We start from the raw sequence: 18,851 nt of genomic DNA on the forward strand, positions 1-18,851 counted from the left end.
AGTTACGAAAGTGGCGGGGGAACTCCGTCACTCAAAAAAGCCTTTGAAAAAAAGGAAAAAGAAGCCTGCGGTCTAACTGTACCCAGTTGACCGTCAGGTTAGTTCACGCTAACTTATTTACATCCCATTCTCGATTTTAGTATTTGCCCTCAATGAACAAATTCTCGTTCTTGAGGGGAGCGAATCCACAAAGTACAAAATCCTTTTTGTGCAGGTTTACCCTCTACAGTCAGCGTCACCCCCAATCGATTTATTTCAGTTTCACACAATTTTTTGCCACCTTTCTCGCTCAACAAAGCTTGATTCCAGCTCATTAGTTGGCGAGCATATTTCCCTTCATTGCTTGTTGCCCACTGAATTGTATCCGCGTTCTTGCGAGCAAACTGACCCTCTTTGCTCAGCCCCCATTCGAGAGCTACAGCTTGTTCTAAAGTGAGCTGGCGCGGCCCTTTTGGGTCGAGTTCAGGCGGTGGAATGAACCGGGGCAGCGCTAACCCGATAAACGCGCCGATCGCCATTGCCCCTAACACTACCCCGCTCCCAAAAATCACCGACCAAATATCGTGAGCAACTTTCTCTAAAGCTGCTTGTCGCACTAGGGTGTAAACTGAGTTAGAAATGTGGCGATGTTGCACCTTAACAGCCGCTTTTCCCTGCCGTTCTAAAAACTCCCTGCTTTCTTTTTCCCAATTTTCAGTAAGCTGCCGAACTTGTTCCAGTTCTTGAGAAATAACAGCTTGAGAATCTTTCAAATCACCTTGCCATTGAGATTGCCAATTCTTAAAAAACTGGTCAATCTCTTGCGGTTTTTTTTCTAACAGCAGTTCTAGTTGACCTGTCGCCAGCAATACGATAAAAAGTGGGTCATTTTTATTGAGACCGTATCGGTAAGCTGTCTGAATGACATGAGAGCGAAATTTGGAGTCTTTGCCCTTGAGTACCTGGCTGATTAGTGACTCAGTATCTCTCTCGTACATGGGAGGGGCAGATAAAGGATCTCTGTTCAGAGCTTCTCTTTCCCTCGAATCATCGTCTATGAGTTCCCAAAACTCCTCTTCATTTAGCTTACTCCCATCTGATTTCAACTTTTCTTCTACTGCATCTTCTGGGACTGTATCTGGAGAATCGGGCAAACTTTGCGATTTTTCAGCGGATTGTATGGAATTATTTTTGGTATTATTAAGTCTGCCCTGTTCCCTTGGCGTTTCCAATATCTCGCCAAACTCTTCAGAGTCAACTTCGGAAAGTTCTTCTAAAAGTCGATCGGACATTTAACCTCCTACCTAATCAAAATCCTAATCTTTATGCTGTTCTGCATCGCGCATTCTATAGTGTGAACTCATATTTTGTCCGTCTCCTAACGAGTTCATCACCCATTGATCTCGTTTCCGGCTGCATCGTCAGGTGATAAATTAGAGGGCAATTTATGAATGATTGTTACAAGTCGCCACCTATCTCGGCGCAATTTTCAGTTGTTCGATTCACAGTCAACAGCGTCGCCCTGCCCTTCGACTACGCTCAGGAACCGCGGAGCGTTGCCCTGCCCTTCGACTACGCTCAGGAACCGCGTAGCCGAAGGGTCGAAGGGTCAACAGTCAACATCATGTCTGAGTGCAACCGGAATTGATATGACTGTAAAATTTACACGAATACCCGCAAATTATCGGTTTAGACACTATCTGTAGTATTAAGATGTGTTTCGGCACACCCACCCCGCTGGCCCAGTGGTGAAGAAGTTTTTGAAACCCTGGAAATCTCGTAGCGGGCGATCGATCAATCTTCTTACTTTCAGAGTTTAAACGCAATAAACAACGTTTATTGCTAATATCCAACGCCTAGGATAACACAACTGCGTTGATTGTCCTCAGCCAGCGGGCTGGTTTCGGCACACCCTATCAGTAGAGTGTGTGCGTAAGCCTTAATTTAGATTCTTAAAAGCTTACGATACCTTTTTTACAAATTACAGCCTCCTGAGACTTTACAACCTGTTGCTTATTTGGTTACTCATTTTGTTGCTCATTTTCTATCTGCATTTCCTCATTTTTTTTTTGTTCATGGGGCGCGATGGCTTCTTTTTTATTGCGATTGGGTACGTTGTTAAACAAACCTACATCTTCTATCAGACGGAAACAGTCTTCCAGAAAAGTATGCAATCGCTGCTGACTAATCAAGAAGAATTCAGAGTGTTTCATTGCTTGAGAAAATGACAACCGCTTCGTATCAATAAACTTGCGCTCTCTTGCACTCAGAGCCGGCAAATCTACCACAGGAATTCGGTAATTATTAATGAGCTTGTTCATTTCTTTATGGCTTTGTACGTGCGACCAATCTTTGCAAACTCCAAAATTGCGGACAAAAATGTGATTGAGCTGACCTTCAAAGTAGTTGAAAGAGTCAATAAACATTTCAATGCTGTCCGTCGTGCCCCCGCAAATAAACCACTTGCATACATCAACTCCTGACTGCTCTTTAAAATCGGGAGAAGTTAAATTAGCTTCATCAATCCATTTGTTGATAATGCCGTAAACCCGAGCTGGTAAATTGACAATTACAGGAGTTTCTACTGCTGTTTCAAAAATAATATCGATATCGAAAAACTTCTCTTCATCCTCAACTAAAGCTACGATTTTTGCATTGTGTTCAGGATAGCGCTGCTGCACGTCAGGATTTTGAAAATCGCCATCAATTAACGTGTACAGCAGTTCATACTTCTGATTGAATTCAACCAGAATCCGAGTTAGCATCGACTTGCCAACGCCACCTTTCTCGCCGTCAACCAAGTGAATCATGTTAGTCATTTCATTCCTCCTTGCTGGATGTCGATTTCTATTCAAGACTTAATAATTTTTAACTAAAGCTAGGCCCGACCATTGCTGGATCGAAACCAGCTAAGTTAAACGCGCTGTTTTCAAACTCAACTTCTCCCGAAAATTCCTCTGCTTCTTTTTCTTCGGGCAAACTTGCGGGATTTGAACTCTCAGGGGCAGTTAATTCCGTAGCAATAGATGTACTTGGATTCGACAAGTGAGAGAAAGTAGCTAAAGGAATTAAACCCGAAGAAATACCAGGGGCAATTACTCCTAACTCGGTACAGTTAAATCCCGCATCTCGGCAAACTTCATCTATCTGCCTAAGCAAAAAATTAATGCTTTCTCGCCTCAAATACTCTAACTCTGTACTAGAATGACTACCGCTATTGCGTAAAGCTGCTAACAGCCACCGCGCTTTTATCAGAGGTAAAATCGTTTCTTTGAAGCTAAAAAAAGGATGATTTTGTAGGTAAGACAGCAAGATAGCGTCTTCGGAATCTGGCAAAACTTGACAGCGCCAGCAAAATTCCTTGTAGCGTTTTCTAGGCATAATTCCTCACCTTCTTTCCAGCACCTCGGTAGGGCCCTCCCAATAAGAGAGCTGCATCTAAGTTTGCTTCTGATTCCTCTAATGAAGGTTCTGTATTGGACGACGGCTCATCACTCAATTTGTTAGAATCATCTAAGCAGCTATGTTTGATACTTGAATCAGCCTTTTGTTGAGCGCCAATTTCAGTGTTTTGTTCAGTAATATCTTCAGTCTTTTGTTCAGCGGGTTCCTCAAATTTTTGTTCAGCGGGTTCCTCAAATTTTTGTTCAGTAATATCTTCAGTCTTTTGTTCAGTAGATTCCTCAAATTTTTGTTCAGTAGATTGCTCGGATTGAGCGTGAGTAAATTGCTCAAGTTTTAATTTAGTAGGTGGCTCGGATTTGGGGTGAGTAGGTTGTTCAGATTTTGGCTTGGTAGATTGTTCAGATTTTGGCTTGGTAAATTGTTCAGATTTTGGCTTGGTAGATTGTTCAGATTTTGGCTTGGTAGATTGTTCAGCGCCTTCTTTTACACTCTGTAGATCGGTTGGAGGGAGTGGAGCATCTCCTGAAGTGGAAGTTGTATCTTCTGCCCTCTGAGAAGTTGCCGCAACAGACCTTTGCCTCAGTACCTCACACTGAGATTTGAAGTAAGAAAATAGTCCGTAAACATCAGCTATGCGGCAACCTAAACCATCAGGGTCAAGTGTTTTTGGCACTGTTATACCTGCGTGCCAAGATAGCGAATAATGAGAAAACTGATTTCGCAGTTCTGGCTTCATATATTCAGAAGTCCCCCCGCAAAATACAATTTCATCTAAATCGGGCGGCAGCACTTCATTAATCCAATGAGATAGCATTCGAGCGTAGTCGAAGCGAGACAGCTTGACTGCTTCAATCAATTGGTCAACTTCTCGATCTTTAGCTGTTTCCTCTCGATTCCGAGCAATTCGGTAAAAGTAAGGGCGGTTGTAGCTTACGCCCGCTTGAGCGATTGATAAAGCCAAACGGGAAGCATCGTAGTTAGAGGTTCGCTCTTGAACTAGATCCACCAACCTTACCATTCCTAAGTCTGAAGTTTTGCCCTTACCGACAGCACCGCGTGCCGAAACTATTACCGAAGCATTGCGAAATCCTACCATAACAAAGGCAGTTACCCGCTGCTTGAAGGCTGAACCTAAATTACTGTTGTGGATCAAAGCAATGCCGCCACCTTCTTGCAAAGCTTGGGTTTTGTCCAGGGTGACGGATAGCTTGCCGGTGGGTGTTTCAAATGAAGCAGAGTATTGACTTAATAGCTCAAAAAATTGCTTGGAGTCATTAAATTCGCCTGGGGGCAAGAAAACGGAGATCGCAGCGCTAAATTGATTGCCTAAATCTAACTTCCGCGACACTACCCACAAAGCTGCTAGAGCTTTGTACAAAGCGCTACTGTACTTCAGTCCCGCTAAACCGATGTGAGCATTGAATTGCGCTGCTGCTAGGTAGCCAACGGCTCGGCATTCATTACCAATTGCCACCCAAGCAATATTTTCGGGAGATGCTGATGCGAGGTTGGGTTGTGTGAAACAATTGGCTATGTCTTGGCTCACTGGCCCCACCTGCGATTCCATTACAAAGGAGTTTGCTTTACTGCCTGCTTGCGAGCTTTGGCAGAAAACTCTAGTAGATAAGCCGCCAAAATCTATAGCCAGAATCGCATCTGGTATTGAGGATTTTTTCTTCATAAACGCTGGCTTTTATTACGTTATAAAATGATAGTATTGGCTTCAGTTTAAGTCTGACCTCACCAAATCCGGTGGTTTTGGATAATTAAAATAGCCCCCTCCAAATGGCGGGGACAGGCTGCCTTTCAAGGAAAAAATCTTGGGTAGATTATCAGGGAAAGAGCTTTAGAGTTGTAAGAAACGGTGTAGGTATTGTGAGTGAGATACCGAGCAGGTACGCCCAAAGTATTTTCAATAAAGTGTTTGAGTTCGGTGTGGGAGTAGCACTTATCGAACGTACCCCACTTGGTAATTACGCCATCGTTATAAGCAATACCCGCATATCAAGAGTAATTTTAAATATACGAAAAATTTAAAGTAAAGGGCTACCGCTAGGGTGTAAAAAATAGGGAGTAAGCTATGCTCTACGCTTTGATTAATTCAACAGGAATCCACCGGCTGGAAGTAGAAAAAAAGTTGGAACTTGCAGATTTGCAAAACCGAGTGGGCATTGCAGGTAAACCTGCGTTCATAGAATATGTCCCGAATCAATTTCCAGATCCCGCGATAGACCTAATCTGTGATGAGGAATTCTTATACAAGGAATTGCCCTTAACCTGCATTACCCGTCGCAGTATTGCACTTGGCGGTCAAGTGATTGCTACTGCCTGTACGGATGATGGTGAAACAATAGGGTTGACCGAAGCTCAGTTTCAATTAGTCGCGACAAATCTGATTATTGCGAGCAGGATCTAATCTATCATGCCTCAAGTTTGCGCTTGGGGCAACTTCCTTATTTAAAATTTTATAATAATAACGTCTTACTAATAGCTAATAATTATAAAATTAATACCTAAAATAACTTCAAGAAAATGGCTATCGCAATGGTTGTAAATCACAATTAGAACAATTGCGACACCATGCCCAGAAAGAAGACACAATTACCCGCATCTCAAGAACCTGTCACATCGAGTGAATCTACGGCTAATACGCCCAATACGTCCTTATTGGATGTTATTTGCGCTCAATTACTAGCAACCTCAGAGCAGGGAATAGAAGCACTGACCGCCCTCAAAGCTCAACTAAAAGCACAATACGACACCCCCGAAACTCCTGAAGCCGACTCAATTGTGCAGCAAGCATGGCAACACATGAACCCAGACCAACGTGCTCTGATTTCCAATCGCTGTGAGGCTCACCGAGGGCGCACTAAGTCATTGCATTTACTCACTGTAGAACTGGAGGACTTGGATGAACTAATCGACAACATCGAAGGTGAAGAAATCACACCCGAATTAGAAGTAGCGGTGCAACAACTCTTAGAACAACGGGGTAGTGCCTACGAGCAATGGCTTTCCAAGGTTGATAACTACTGCGCTGCCATTACCAACCGCCATGCCCTGAGCCAACAACGTAAATCTGAAGCAGAACGCCTGAATAAACTCGCAGCTACCGACAGCAAACGAGTGAATTGGATGAAAGCGCAGCTCAAAAAGTGTCTCAAATCTCAGGGTGTCAAGAAACTAAGCCTGCATCGCTTCCACTTAACTATCAGCAACAATGGCGGAGTTTTACCCCTCAAACTCCCTTGTGAAGTAAATCAACTTCCTCCCCAGTTTCAACGGATTGAAGTATCGCCCGATAATTCAGTCATCCGACAAGCCTTGGAAGCGGGAGATATCGAAGCTCAGAAAGTTGCACAATTCGGAGAACGCGAAACTCATTTGAGAGTTCTATAGATTGCCATTAAGCAGGAAATAATCACTTTTTACAAAGGACTCTTTTCTGCTTAATGTTAACCTCAAAACAAAAGCAATTTTAATAAGATAGCTGTCGCTAGTGTAGAAAAAATAGTAAGTTAGAGGTACACAATGCACTGCTGTTTAGGGTTAGATTGTACTCAAATGGGTTTAGATGAAGGCGGAGAGTGCATCAACGAAGAAAGTTGCTACCGTTACACAGAAGCTTGGAATTTGTACGAAATAGTGCTACTCAAAGGATTCCCAGGTGCGGTGTATATTTGCTGGCATAGCAAGGATAATGCGAACACCGAATGGACTGATGAAAAGTGGGGTTCAAGCACCTCAACAACTGCGATTGGTTGCTGCACAGCAGCGCATCATTGAATGCCTTTGCAGAATGGCAACACGCCTATTACAAACTAAGCTCTAGAAACAACACCAAGTACGTTCGGAGTGAGTTATTTGATGAGTTTGAAGCGTTGAGAAAGCAGGTAGACCCAGACTACGGGAAACGCCAAGAAAGCAGCGCTCTCATCCTATTTGAATAACAGAACACATAAAAATGACCAGAAACATTCACACATTCCTCAGAACGGCTTGCTTCGTGAGATGCCGTCACCCTTCCCATCACGAACGAGGATACACCTTAAAGCATCATAAACTTGAGGGCATCATTCAAGTTTGGTTCAACTCTTTTGAGCTGTTGGATGAGGCAGAAAAAGTTTTGAGAACAGAAGGGCTTGAACTAAAGATAACTTTGGCTTATCAATCTAACGGCTGTTTTCTTTCGCTCGATTGTTAGATAACTACTACACTCTTGGATTAATGGAGTCATAAAATATGCAGATTTTCTCCGAAGAGAAAGTACAATCCCATGTCTCATTCCAATCGGATGGTATCGCGCTATGAGTATCCCTACTGCTATCACGACAATGTGTATAACTTCAAAAAAATGATTTATCCAATCAACCCGTTTGATGATGGGGTATGGATTGAAGCTAGTCGGGTTCCGCCTGAAGTGTTCGTGCAGTCTATTAAAGTAGAGTTTATTCTGAGAGATGCGAAAAATCCTTGGCTGAATGCCATCAAAAATGATTCATCAGAAATGATGGTTCGTGTTGATGCCCAATGGATTCAAACATTTAAAACACCCCGATATCTGGGAGGTAACTCAAATGAAATAACAACAAAATAAAGAGCAATTCGTTGTTGAGCATTGACTGAAACAACGGTAGATATTGAATACACGAAAGGGCAAAAAACCAGCGTTTCCATACCCTTTTACTTGAACAAGGAGGAATCATGTTAGGAACACACTTCATCGAATTACCCGTAGCGATGCCACCCATGTTACCGGGGATGGTGGGAGTCAACAACACTCAATACTTTGCTCTTTATTACCAAGGAAGCAAAGCCACATGGAGTAATGGCAGAGCAATGGCTACATTTAGCTACTACGCCGTGTATGCGCCACTGATAGAACACATAACTCTAGCAATTCACTTAGAGCCTTACAACTTAGGCTCTGATGATGAATTGCCCGAACACGCAATTTTATGTGACACTGTTCGCCATAAAATGTATGTCGGCGCGTACAAAGAAATTGATTATTTCCTGTTACAGCAGCATCCTCATGAGCCGTCCCAGTTGACCGCCCAAGAGTTTGAAGAAGCCGTGAAAGCGGTGGAAAGTATGACCTTAGAGCAAATGCAGCGTTTGGGAATGTTCGAGATGTTCGGCAACACCAATCCCCAAGCGCGCCTCGCAACCGCAGAATTGGTGCAGTGGCTAGACCAACAAATCACCGAAGAATTGATACAGCAATATATCCAATTAGCTAATCGGGGTAATTGGACAGCGATAATGGCATTAGACACTCTCAAACGTAGAATCTCGGAAGCTAAGGAACACCAACAGCAATTAGAGAATAACTAAATAACCTATGCCGGGAAAGTATCAATATTACAGCCCCGGCATGGGTACAAAACACCCATAGTGTAGCAAACGCGGAGTTAGCCCTTAAACAAAAATACGAAATTTCCTCTTCAACGGCGAACACGCTCGCGCTGGAAAACTGTAAAGCTACCTTTAAACAAAGTAAACGGACACCAGCGGATTCGGAGCGGATACATTGTTTCATGCCGATTCCAGAGAGCACTCCATAATATCCCAGTCAATGCCATCATCGGGGAACAAGGATAATTGCCCTGGCGATACGTTTGATTGACCGCGATTGTGATAGGACAGGTGACACGCGGTACACAGAGCGATTAAGTTTTCTGGGCGATTGTCCTCCGGTATCCGATTGCGATGATGCACCGCTAAAGTTAAAGCACACCGTTCAGATTTGGTTAAGCCGCTTTGTTTACCGGGTCGGAGTTTACCGGGTCGGAGGCATTGTTGATGGCACTTTGCACAACGCCACCCTGCGTTTTCTTTCACCGAGAGTGCAATCTCTTGCCAATTGTCGGGATACCTCTTTGGTTTAGGCATAGCGGTAAAAGCTCATCTTTTCAAAATATGGCGATCGCTTTGTTATCGAAGTGAAAGTAAATTCTAAGTTGTCAGCAGTCAAGGTCAACTTCAACGCTGCCTTGATTCTCCCACAGGAATTCGGCTAATAAGCGAAAATCGGCTCGCGGGCTGCACCGACGCGGCCCTTACCAACTTTTTATACACTGCAACAAACCGCCAGCGGTAACCCTCATAATGTAGGCTCCACTGCCAGAGCGATGTTCTACGACTTCGACTTGTGTCAGGTCGTGCCCCAAAACCCGCACTCGGCAAATCTTCCGAGTGCGGGTTTTGATGGCTCACACAGATGCCGAGTCAATCTCACAGGTGTTTGCGGCTGGCGCGGGTGACTTTATTAGCCTTGCCAGCCGATAAGGATAACGCGGAGCTGGAGTCAGAAAGTCTCCACGTAGAGCTTAATGCTCAAACTTTAGGGTTTCTAATGCTCGTTCGCGCCAATATAAAAATAAAGGCAAAGCACAAGATACACCAATGCCAAAAGTAGCGACAACGTAAACAAACAACCAGCGACGAGACAAACCTAATCGCTTCAGCTCAATAAATGAAAAACAGAAGAAGACATCTGCACAAATGAGCAAATCTATTGCTACGGCAGAAGCGACATGATTGGCGAACGCATTCTGGAAAAACAAATCGAGCTCAAGACCATTCTGGAGAAAGAACTTCAGCAGAAAGCTCCAAGGCGCGATCGCACCAATAATCGTTAGCAGCAGATAAAGCGATTGGGTTGACAGAATTTTTTTGGATGTAGGTACTTGCCGGTGTAGATAAGTTGCATTGGACATAGGTTCACTTTCCTTTTGTTATCAGCACTTCAACAGGGACTTGGTTTGGCGAAGCGTAAAAGTTCGTCATCAACCCTGTTGCTCTGATTGTCACCCTCCGAGATAATATAAACAATTACCTACGAGGTAATAAGGATAGTAAAATGGCGATCGCTTCAACCTCAACGCAATCAACTCCAAACCGAGACGCATCCTTTGGGAATCTGCTCAAACACTGGCGCAATCAACGCGGTTTGAGTCAACTCGATTTGGCTTTAGCTGGTAATGTCTCTCAGCGGCATATCAGCTTCTTAGAATCAGGCAGAGCTAATCCCAGCCGGGATATGGTACTGCAACTGGCGGCTGTGCTAGATGTTCCTCTGCGCGACCAAAACATCATGCTCACGGCGGCGGGCTTTGCGCCAATTTATTCCCAAAGCGATTTATCAGCGCCTGAAGTTGAACCGATCCGCAAAGCCATAGAGTTTATCTTGCGCCAGCAAGAACCCTATCCGGCATTAGTAATGGATCGTTATTGGAATTTAATCCAGAGCAATACAGCCGCGCAACAGCTCACCAATTGGTTAGTTCATCCAGAGAAGCTGCAACACCATTTCTGCATCAACGGCAGGATTAATTTGATGCGGCTGATGTTTCATCCTCAAGGGTTCAAGCCGTTTGTGGGGAATTGGGAAGAAATTGCTAGCCATCTGATGCAACGGGTGTATCGAGAAGCGTTCGTCGATGGACATAGCGACGAATCTATGGCTCTTTTTCAAGAACTACAAGCTTATCCAGATGCCCCCCGCTTGTGGCAGCAATCCCTACCCCGCACCTGGCAACTACCCTTGTTGACGGTACAGTTTGTCAAAGACGGACTGAGCCTTAATTTATTTTCGGCGATCGCCACGTTAGGTACTCCTCATGACATCACGTTGCAGGAACTGCGGATTGAAAGCCTGTTTCCGGCAGATGAGGCGGCGCAAACCAATCTTGCAAACTTTTACAGGGATACACCGGCACCCCACTAGAGATGGGTACTCCCCAGAAAGCCGGGGCCGGTGGGCTAATATGGGCACAGATATCGTTAGCGCACTCAATGCCGAAGTATTCCCCTGAAACAGTCGAGGCCATCTTAGAAACCATCCGCACAACGGGCAGCGCGAGGGTCGGTCGCCCAATGAGTGTCTGGTTGCTCGCGCGTCGCTTCGATATTAGGAAAAAGCCTTAGCCTGATAAATCTTTGTTGGGTGTTGCTGAATCACAGTATGAAAATAGATAAGTTGGAAATTCCGAAGATGTTCTGACGCGCTTGTTTCATTTTTTGCAGATTGAGTCGTTCATACCATAAATGAGCAACGCCCGAAAATCTTCAACGGTGGGCTCATACTCGCAAGCTACTTCCCATGCTTCGGTTAAAGGAGTCCATTGTTCGGGAGTTTCAGGTTTTTGGCGTACCAGTGTCAGGAAATTGGTTTTGATGGGGGCTTCTGCGGTATCAATCCCCGACCTCACCAGTTGCAGCTCGAATGGGGGATGGCTGCTGCTGGCAAGGATGTCGGCGTAGTCGGTGTCCAGCAAATCGAGCGGTTCGAGCGGTGAGTCGGTCATCAGTCAGGCTTCAATATCGGGGACTGTTCCTCTATTCCAACACAACATCCACTCTTAGCGATCGTTTTTCACATCAAAATTCTGCTACTTTATCAGATTTGCCTTCCCCGAAATTCGAGGAGTTTGTCCTCTGGTCGTGAGGAGTTGCCGGAGGGTCTTCTGGGGCTGATTTCTTCTGACTTCGTTCGCTTGACTTGGGGTTGTGGGATGTATTGTCTTTGTTTTGGTTGGATGGCTGATTCTGTGGGTCCGACATTGAAAACCTCCAGCTTATAACATTGAAAGTACAGAAGCTAAGATAACACTACCTGTTGCACAAAAGGCGGCAACACATAACGTATGGATTGCCTGATCGGCCACCTTAGCTTTTTGATCTCGCAACATCTCAAGCTCCTTTAAGGCTTCTATCCAGGTTTTAGTAATAATTAATCGGCAGTCCTCATCAGAATCGTAGTAGTTTTCTTTCATCAACAGGTCGGGTGGGGTCATGCCTCCCGCTGCCCTAGGTCGAAATCCAAGAACGCTTAGATATATTGTTAGAGCTAGGAAAACGCATACTACAATCTTTAGCCACAAGCAGCAATAGCAGATATACTGATGACTTGGACTAGCTATAAATGCTTGGTTAGGTAGGTTAATCGAAAAAATGATTGAGGTGGCGCTAAAAGCCAAAATAGAACTCAATTTTGTATTGAGTGCATTGATACTATCATTAGTAAGTTTAAGTCGATACTCGGTGTAGCTGTATATTAAGCTAATATTGGTATGTTCGCTTTGTTCATCTTCTATTTGAAAATTTTCCATGTCCGATCCTCAACAAGAACCACCTAAGCCACAACGACAGAAAAAAAGTGCTCCCGACGAGCCTCCGGTTACTCATCCACAACACAAAACAGTTTCTAGGAGAGACGGTGCAGATCGCTAGGGAAGCTTGACTGGTAAAAGAAAACCACGAAGAGCGATCGTCAAACGCTGACCCTCCTAAAACCCCCATTATCGCATTCAACCACCGCTCCCTGGGTTTTTTAGTTTGTGACTCCTGGGCTGATGACCGTTGGTGAGGAAACTTGAAAAGCAGCGACCACACAACTTCTGTTAAGCTTGCTAGATTGGGGAGTAGTCTAAAAAATCACCCCTATGAATTCACTAACTTTTTTGCAGAACATCGACAGCAACATCAACAGCGCCATCATCAGCGTTTTGAACTTGGTGCTGTTTATTGAATTTACGATCGCCTGTTGCCAGGGAATCTACCGGGGTTGGACGATCGGTGAAGCAACTGTTGGCAAAATATTCTTACTAACCACGCTCGCTGCAATCATGTTTCGCTTGTGGAAATCGTGGCCGCATGAGTTTGGGGTGTTAAGTGTGTGGCCTCAAGGCGCGTTTTGGGTGTTTGTTGGGGGAGTAGTCGGCTGCACTTCCAAGTGGGGTGTCGAGCGAGTGTTTTCCCGTTGCTGATAATTATCGTTGCGAACCATCGCCTCAAACCGAATCATTCATCCATCCGCATTCTGGGCAATCCCAATGCACCGGAGGGATGTCGGGCGTTGCTGAATACAAGTATGAATTCAAGATTTCCCAATTGCTATAAGCCAAGTATGGTGAGTTCTGTAACATCAAGCGAAAAGTTGATTCATACCCTGATTCAGCAACGCCGTTTTTAGCTTATGGGGCGGTTATTCCGGCGTGGGAAGGGGGTCTAGTCGATCGCCCGATCGCAATAACTGTCTATCTGGAGGGGTTGCTTTGATTTCCTGTCATCCCAGGCATATTTTTCATCATATCCTTGCAACAGCTACATCCGCCTTCAGTAGGCTGCTGCGGAGCTTGATTGGTTTGCGCTATTGTTTGACTAGCAGTCTGGTTGTGAGTGTCTGCAAACGAGGAATTAGCTGTCAAAGCTAACAACGTTAAGCCAGCTATAGTTCCACCGATTACTGTTTTAGCAAGTGTGAGCATACTCATCTTTATCCTCAATTTAGTGACTAATTTTCTTAAAACTAAGTCCATACTAAACTCTCCACCTGACTAGAGAGTCAAGACCTAAATTCAAAAATTCGAGTAAATATGCCTGAAGAATGATGTTGACTTTTCTACTTGACTCTCTACTCGATTTCCGGGAGCTGGGTTTGGTCAGCCTACAATTTCCCTCCCTTCAAGCATATATTTTTATGCGGGTATGGGCATATAGAGCGTTTATAAACAATTCACTTTTTGCTAGCGCTGTAAAAAAAGTTTCCCATCCCCTTGACATTGAAGTCAGGTTCAAGGTTTAAGCTACTCTTATAAGTAGTAGGACACAATTAATTACACAAAACTTTGGGCGATAAGCCTTGTCTAGTAAAGAACAGCAAAAAATCAGTGTGTAATTAATTCTGTCCAATTACTTAACTCTTCAAAAAAGGTTAAGAGAATGGCCAAACGTATAGTCGAAGTCTTCACTGCTGGGTGTCCCTTGTGTGATGAAGCCGTTAAGTTGGTGAGGGAGTTAGCCTGCTCAAACTGTGAGGTGCAGGTTTACGATCTGCGTGAGGGTTGCGCTACCAATGAGTGTCGCGAGAAAGCAAACCAGTACGGCATTAATCGTGTCCCTGCTGTTGTTATAAATGGCAAGCTTGCTGAGTGCTGCTCAAACCAACAGCCAGTGTCCCGCGAAGTGCTTATAGCTGCTGGGATTGGGCAAGGATAAATTACTGAAGGGGGAGGGCAACTCCCCCTGCTGAATTAAAGAGGGGGTAAGAAAGTGAAACAGGGATTGTTTATCAGCCAGTTAAGCCGTCAACTGGGTATACCAGTTCCGACAATTCGCTATTACGAACGCTTGGGACTACTCAAGCCACCTGAGCGAACACAGTCACAATATCGTATCTATTCAGAAGAAGCGTTAGAACGTCTGCGGTTTATTCAAAAAGCTAAGCACTTCGGACTTTCCCTAGATGAGATCAAAAAGCTCATTGACATCAGCGCCCAAGGTATTCCTCCCTGTGCAAGCCTTAAGGCAATGGTAAAGCAGCATCTAGATGAGTTGGAGTGCCGTATTGAGGAAATGGTTGAATTTCGCCAGGATTTGGCTAATCGGTATTCAAAGATTGAGGCTTTGGTTGAAGAAGAGTCAACCACACCGAACAATGTCATCTGTGGTAGCACAATCTGTCGGCTGATTGAGCAAGAAAACGATACCCCCCGAAACATTACCAGCGAAACAGTTGTTAAAGAGCGTCTTAAGCGTTGATATGCGATCGCACTCATGGATTTTGGGCATGGCGGAGGTTTTGAGGTTTTGGTTTGGTGCGATTCGTTGAAACGTGAATCACGGTAATCAACCCGTACATAACGTTTCCAGCCACAAGGCTGAACTCTCGGTCTGATAAGGGTGTAAGTCCCTTCTGCCAGACTCAGGTATGACTCCCTATCTGCCCACACCGACCAAGCTCGATTCTTGGAGAGTGAAGCTGGGAACAGGACGCAATCAGACATCTAATGTGAGATGACACTGGCGTTAACGGGGAGTTCCGATGGTGAAAACAGAGCCTAGAAAAGTAACTAAAAACCAAGCGGGACACAGACCATTAATCCCGACTTCACTGGAGATTATTCCCGCCGAATTTTCTGACCAATATCGGCAAGAGTCCAGGGAATCCAGCAGTTAAGCGCGACCTGAACTGGTCGTTTAGTACGGGAAGCCTACTTCCCTAGAGGATTCACACTCTCTACCCCTACGTAAAAGACTCTTAAACGAGTCCGGTCACGTACCGAGTAAGCAATGAAAGGACGGAGTGCAGACCACGAACGTAGCCGAAACTGGCAGCCCAAACTGGTTAGGAGCAAAGGGGAGTTCTTGAATGGTAAACGCAAGTGAACTATCACTTAAACTGCGTTACTGGATAAGAAGCCAAATAAGGCTGATAGGCTTCGACCAAAAGGTAAGTGAGTAGATTTATGATTTTAACCTTCATAAATCGTGTGAATATAACCCTCACCGCAGAATAGATAGTACCTAAACGAGAACAGACAACTAAGCGATACAACAGGATAAACCCTACTGAGTCTATCGGAGGTCGATACCGATAGTAAGCCAAGGGCAACCGAAGCAGAATTCTTAGGAGGGTAGAGGATGGAAGAAAAAGCGAATGCTGGCTTGTAATGAGCCAGATAGGGGTTGAAACATAATCCCTGACCGAAAGGAAAGCAGACTTCTTCTGGGTCTTATACGAAAGTAAACCCGACAAAGGAATCAAATCCGAGGACAAGTTAGATGATGTCAACTACGACAACAAACGGACTGAAGAAACGACTTGAAGACTGGAACCAGGTTAACTGGAAGAAGGTTAGCAAACTCGTTAGAAACCTACGTCAGAGAATCTTTCGTGCGAGAAAACTTGGTAACTTCCGTAAGCTACGAAGCTTACAAAAATTGATGCTACGAAGCAACGCAAATTTACTGTTGTCTGTGCGACGTATCACCCAGACCAATCAAGGCAAAGCAACGGCAGGAATTGATAAAGAAATTGTCAATACCCCTCAGCAGCGAGTGATTCTGGTAAATAACTGGAATGGGGGAAACCTCAAACCGACTCGGAGGGTGGAAATACCGAAGCCTAACGGGAAGAAACGACCGCTCGGTATCCCGACCGTGCGCGACAGAATCGAACAAGCAATAGTAAAGAATTCTCTAGAACCCGAATGGGAAGCCGTATTCGAGCAACACTCGTATGGTTTTCGACCAGGAAGAAGCTGTCAAGATGCCATAGAACAAGGCTTCATACGAACCTGTATGAGCAAAACAGGCAGGGACACCTGGGTTCTAGAAGCTGACATCAAGGGATTCTTTGACAACATCGCCCATGAATCCATCCTGTCCATGATGAGTAATTTCCCCAAAAGAGAACTGGTCAAAGGATGGTTAAAAGCGGGTTTTGTGTTCCAAGGTAAACTAAATCCTACGGAACAAGGCACACCACAAGGCGGGGTTATTTCACCCCTATTAGCCAATATTGGATTGCATGGCTTAGAAACTTACATAAAAGCCACCAACTCAAAACTTGGTGTGGTGCGATATGCCGATGACTTTATTGTTACGGCTAGAGACAAGGAAAGTCTCGAAATTGCCCAAAATCTGATACAAGCATGGATGTCAAAACGAGGTCTTGAACTAAGCGCTGAGAAGACGGCTATCACGTCAATGGAAGATGGTTTTGACTTCTTGGGATTCAACTCCCGACACTACGATGGAAAACTTCTCATCAAGCCGTCCAAAAAGAAGGTATTAGCCTTCTGTAAGCGCCTAGGAGAAGAAATCAAAAACCTCAGCAGTGTAGAACAAGAAGTTTTAATCAAAAAGCTTAATCCAATTCTCAGGGGTTTTGCTTACTATTACAAAGGGGTGGTAAGCAAAGAAACCTTCGGTTATATCCATCATCGGATATGGCAATACCTTTGGCGTTGGGCGAAGCGTCGGCATCCCAACAAAAACTCAAAATGGATACGCAAACGTTACTTCAAGACTATTAAAGGCAATCGATGGACATTCGCTTGCACCACAAGCGACAGACGGGTAAAGGACAAGGAACTTATCCTTTACCAAATTGCATCTACTTCTATCGTGCGCCATATAAAAGTCAAGGGTGACGCTAGCCCCGACGACCCCTCGTTAAAAGAATATTGGGAAAAACGCCACCAGAAGCTTGGAAAAACCCGCTTTGATAAAGGGACTAAACTTTATACGATAGCAGAAAACCAAAACTGGAAGTGTCCAGAATGTGGCGAACCTTTACTCAATGGGGAAGAAATCGAAACCCATCACATATTACCTGTCGCTGAGGGGGGAACTGACGACGTGGAAAATCTTCAGCACTTGCATAAACCATGCCATAAACAGGTACATAAAACCCAAGTCAAATCTCGCTTGAAATAAGGCTTGAGCGCAGTGAGCTGGAAACTCTCATGCTGCGTTCTTAGGGGAGGGGAGAGAGGTGACTCTCGAACCTCACCCGACACTGGCTCCACCTAAAGGAACGAACAATCTAACCGAGGGAACGAAGAAAAACGAACTGAGGGTCAAAGGGAAGTCGAACCCTTTCGTAGGCTAGACGAGCAGCGGAACCCCCTTAGTTCGGGTAGGACAGACCGTAATTGGTCTGAGGTGTTCAGAGTACACAAACGGGAGCAGAGCATGATTAGACACAACAGCAATGTTAGTGAATCTTGGAAAACGTTACCGTGGAAGAAATTCCGCCGTGACTTATTCCGCCTACAAAAGCGCGTGTATAAAGCGATTCAGGTTGGAGACAAGCAGAAAGCAAAGTCCCTTCAAAAGCTAATTCTGAAATCTCGGGCTGCAAGAATGCTGGCGATACGTCAAGTAACTCAACTAAACGCTGGCAAAAAGACTGCGGGAATCGATGGGAAAGCCTCACTCACAATTGAGGAAAGGCTTACTCTGAGTGAAGAACTCAGAGTCAAAAGTAACAACTGGAAACACCAGAAATTACGTTCAATACCAATCCCTAAAAAGGATGGGAGTACCCGCCTCCTCAAGATACCGACTATCGCCGATAGAGCGTGGCAATGCCTCGCGAAATACGCGCTAGAGCCAGCACACGAAGCAACTTTCCACGCTATGAGTTATGGATTTAGAACAGGAGTGCGATTCGTTGGGTAGAAACTAACCCTGAAATGGGTAGAGGATTACCCGCAAGCTACACAAGAATCTTCTCCCAAAGGGAGAGGCTTCGCCAAGACAATTTGATAGTCATGTGGGTGAGGTAAGTATCCTAGAAAACTAAGTCCCACCCTCCAGGTGCAGGAGTGAAAGCACACAGAGCGCAGTCAAGAATTGCGTCCCCCAGGGTAGCGACTAGCCATCAATCCCTGAAGCGGGGGTGAAAGGTGTCAATACTGGAAGCCTAACCTGGTAAACACCGAGCAAGAGTTCATGAGTAGGAATACAAAGGTACATTTGAACCATCGTCATGAATAACCAGCGAAATCAGGCTGTTTACGTTGGGAGTCCCAAAATGGGCAAGGATAATGGGGAGTTGGCAAGTTCCTGGTTGACCAACAAGCACTTCCTCTAAACCCGGTGGATAGTACCGCTCTAAAAACTCAAACAATGACTATCAGAAACGAAGTAACCTCTCGTCTGTTCTCAGT

At 44.8% G+C, this 18,851-nt stretch carries 23 protein-coding genes; 13 read left to right on the forward strand and 10 right to left on the reverse strand.

Annotated features, from left to right (window positions below):
- Positions 1–149: 149 nt before the first annotated feature.
- From QT992_RS12280 to QT992_RS12295, 4 genes are all read right to left on the reverse strand, one after another.
- Entirely contained in the window at positions 150–1,271 is a 1,122-nt protein-coding gene (locus tag QT992_RS12280) for a DUF6753 family protein (protein ID WP_333335708.1), read from the reverse strand.
- A gap of 729 nt (positions 1,272–2,000) precedes the next feature.
- Positions 2,001–2,798: a mobilization protein MobD-like protein gene (locus tag QT992_RS12285; RefSeq protein ID WP_333335706.1), complete on the reverse strand. Its 798-nt coding sequence runs from the start codon at positions 2,796–2,798 to the stop codon at positions 2,001–2,003.
- 49 nt (positions 2,799–2,847) lie between these two features.
- Complete coding sequence (locus QT992_RS12290; protein WP_333335703.1) at positions 2,848–3,360, reverse strand: hypothetical protein; 513 nt, start codon at positions 3,358–3,360, stop codon at positions 2,848–2,850.
- A complete protein-coding gene (locus QT992_RS12295) occupies positions 3,353–5,065 on the reverse strand; it encodes a hypothetical protein (RefSeq protein ID WP_333335700.1) in 1,713 nt (570 codons plus the stop codon). Before QT992_RS12295 ends, QT992_RS12290 begins: the two co-directional genes overlap by 8 nt.
- 399 nt (positions 5,066–5,464) lie before the next feature.
- Here QT992_RS12295 and QT992_RS12300 point away from each other — a divergent pair, with 399 nt between their 5' ends.
- From QT992_RS12300 to QT992_RS12325, 6 genes are all read left to right on the forward strand, one after another.
- Positions 5,465–5,800 carry a DUF3846 domain-containing protein gene (locus QT992_RS12300; RefSeq protein ID WP_333335697.1) on the forward strand — a complete coding sequence of 112 codons (336 nt, stop codon included), beginning with the start codon at positions 5,465–5,467 and terminating at the stop codon, positions 5,798–5,800.
- 164 nt (positions 5,801–5,964) lie between these two features.
- On the forward strand, positions 5,965–6,783 hold the full coding sequence (locus QT992_RS12305) for a siphovirus Gp157 family protein (protein ID WP_333335694.1): 819 nt from the start codon (positions 5,965–5,967) through the stop codon (positions 6,781–6,783).
- A gap of 329 nt (positions 6,784–7,112) precedes the next feature.
- Complete coding sequence (locus QT992_RS12310) at positions 7,113–7,334, forward strand: hypothetical protein (protein ID WP_333335691.1); 222 nt, start codon at positions 7,113–7,115, stop codon at positions 7,332–7,334.
- A 14-nt stretch (positions 7,335–7,348) separates the two neighbouring features.
- A complete protein-coding gene (locus tag QT992_RS12315; RefSeq protein ID WP_015179761.1) occupies positions 7,349–7,588 on the forward strand; it encodes a hypothetical protein in 240 nt (79 codons plus the stop codon).
- Between the two features lie 72 nt (positions 7,589–7,660).
- On the forward strand, positions 7,661–7,981 hold the full coding sequence (locus QT992_RS12320; RefSeq protein ID WP_333335688.1) for a hypothetical protein: 321 nt from the start codon (positions 7,661–7,663) through the stop codon (positions 7,979–7,981).
- Between the two features lie 107 nt (positions 7,982–8,088).
- Entirely contained in the window at positions 8,089–8,721 is a 633-nt protein-coding gene (locus QT992_RS12325) for a hypothetical protein (protein ID WP_333335685.1), read from the forward strand.
- A 201-nt stretch (positions 8,722–8,922) separates the two neighbouring features.
- On the opposite strand, the gene QT992_RS12330 is transcribed toward QT992_RS12325, so the two are convergent.
- Together QT992_RS12330 and QT992_RS12335 are read right to left on the reverse strand one after the other, a co-directional pair.
- The gene (locus QT992_RS12330) at positions 8,923–9,279 is read right to left on the reverse strand and encodes an HNH endonuclease (RefSeq protein ID WP_015179769.1); all 357 of its coding nucleotides are present in this window, start codon (positions 9,277–9,279) and stop codon (positions 8,923–8,925) included.
- Between the two features lie 437 nt (positions 9,280–9,716).
- Positions 9,717–10,106 carry a DUF2834 domain-containing protein gene (locus tag QT992_RS12335; RefSeq protein ID WP_333335682.1) on the reverse strand — a complete coding sequence of 130 codons (390 nt, stop codon included), beginning with the start codon at positions 10,104–10,106 and terminating at the stop codon, positions 9,717–9,719.
- A gap of 143 nt (positions 10,107–10,249) precedes the next feature.
- On the opposite strand from QT992_RS12335, the gene QT992_RS12340 reads away from it, so the two are divergent.
- Entirely contained in the window at positions 10,250–11,116 is an 867-nt protein-coding gene (locus QT992_RS12340) for a helix-turn-helix transcriptional regulator (protein WP_333335679.1), read from the forward strand.
- 286 nt (positions 11,117–11,402) lie between these two features.
- Here the strand turns inward: QT992_RS12340 and QT992_RS12345 are convergent, their stop codons facing one another.
- The 3 genes from QT992_RS12345 to QT992_RS12355 all read right to left on the reverse strand — a co-directional run bounded on the left by QT992_RS12345 (position 11,403) and on the right by QT992_RS12355 (position 12,500).
- Positions 11,403–11,696, reverse strand: a complete 294-nt coding sequence (locus QT992_RS12345; protein ID WP_333335676.1) for a hypothetical protein — start codon at positions 11,694–11,696, stop codon at positions 11,403–11,405.
- 73 nt (positions 11,697–11,769) lie between these two features.
- On the reverse strand, positions 11,770–11,952 hold the full coding sequence (locus tag QT992_RS12350) for a hypothetical protein (RefSeq protein ID WP_333335673.1): 183 nt from the start codon (positions 11,950–11,952) through the stop codon (positions 11,770–11,772).
- A 14-nt stretch (positions 11,953–11,966) separates the two neighbouring features.
- The gene (locus tag QT992_RS12355; protein WP_333335669.1) at positions 11,967–12,500 is read right to left on the reverse strand and encodes a hypothetical protein; all 534 of its coding nucleotides are present in this window, start codon (positions 12,498–12,500) and stop codon (positions 11,967–11,969) included.
- Between QT992_RS12355 and QT992_RS12360 the strand changes: the two genes are divergently transcribed.
- Together QT992_RS12360 and QT992_RS12365 are read left to right on the forward strand one after the other, a co-directional pair.
- Positions 12,499–12,621, forward strand: coding sequence for a hypothetical protein (locus QT992_RS12360; RefSeq protein WP_333335666.1), 123 nt, complete (start codon positions 12,499–12,501; stop codon positions 12,619–12,621). The two genes, QT992_RS12355 and QT992_RS12360, sit on opposite strands and share 2 nt — an antisense overlap.
- A 212-nt stretch (positions 12,622–12,833) precedes the next feature.
- Complete coding sequence (locus QT992_RS12365) at positions 12,834–13,157, forward strand: hypothetical protein (protein ID WP_333335663.1); 324 nt, start codon at positions 12,834–12,836, stop codon at positions 13,155–13,157.
- A gap of 270 nt (positions 13,158–13,427) precedes the next feature.
- Here the strand turns inward: QT992_RS12365 and QT992_RS12370 are convergent, their stop codons facing one another.
- Complete coding sequence (locus tag QT992_RS12370) at positions 13,428–13,664, reverse strand: hypothetical protein (RefSeq protein ID WP_333335660.1); 237 nt, start codon at positions 13,662–13,664, stop codon at positions 13,428–13,430.
- Between the two features lie 448 nt (positions 13,665–14,112).
- Between QT992_RS12370 and QT992_RS12375 the strand changes: the two genes are divergently transcribed.
- The 4 genes from QT992_RS12375 to QT992_RS12390 all read left to right on the forward strand — a co-directional run bounded on the left by QT992_RS12375 (position 14,113) and on the right by QT992_RS12390 (position 18,360).
- Positions 14,113–14,388: a thioredoxin family protein gene (locus tag QT992_RS12375; protein ID WP_333335657.1), complete on the forward strand. Its 276-nt coding sequence runs from the start codon at positions 14,113–14,115 to the stop codon at positions 14,386–14,388.
- A 54-nt stretch (positions 14,389–14,442) separates the two neighbouring features.
- Entirely contained in the window at positions 14,443–14,931 is a 489-nt protein-coding gene (locus QT992_RS12380) for a MerR family transcriptional regulator (protein ID WP_333335654.1), read from the forward strand.
- Positions 14,932–15,954: 1,023 nt separating this feature from the next.
- Positions 15,955–17,613, forward strand: coding sequence for a group II intron reverse transcriptase/maturase (ltrA, locus tag QT992_RS12385; protein WP_333335651.1), 1,659 nt, complete (start codon positions 15,955–15,957; stop codon positions 17,611–17,613).
- Positions 17,614–17,871: 258 nt separating this feature from the next.
- Positions 17,872–18,360: a reverse transcriptase N-terminal domain-containing protein gene (locus QT992_RS12390; protein WP_333335648.1), complete on the forward strand. Its 489-nt coding sequence runs from the start codon at positions 17,872–17,874 to the stop codon at positions 18,358–18,360.
- Positions 18,361–18,851 lie beyond the last annotated feature (491 nt).

Origin of the sequence: Microcoleus sp. T3_D1, from assembly GCF_036700405.1 — a bacterium.
GTDB lineage: Bacteria > Cyanobacteriota > Cyanobacteriia > Cyanobacteriales > Microcoleaceae > Microcoleus.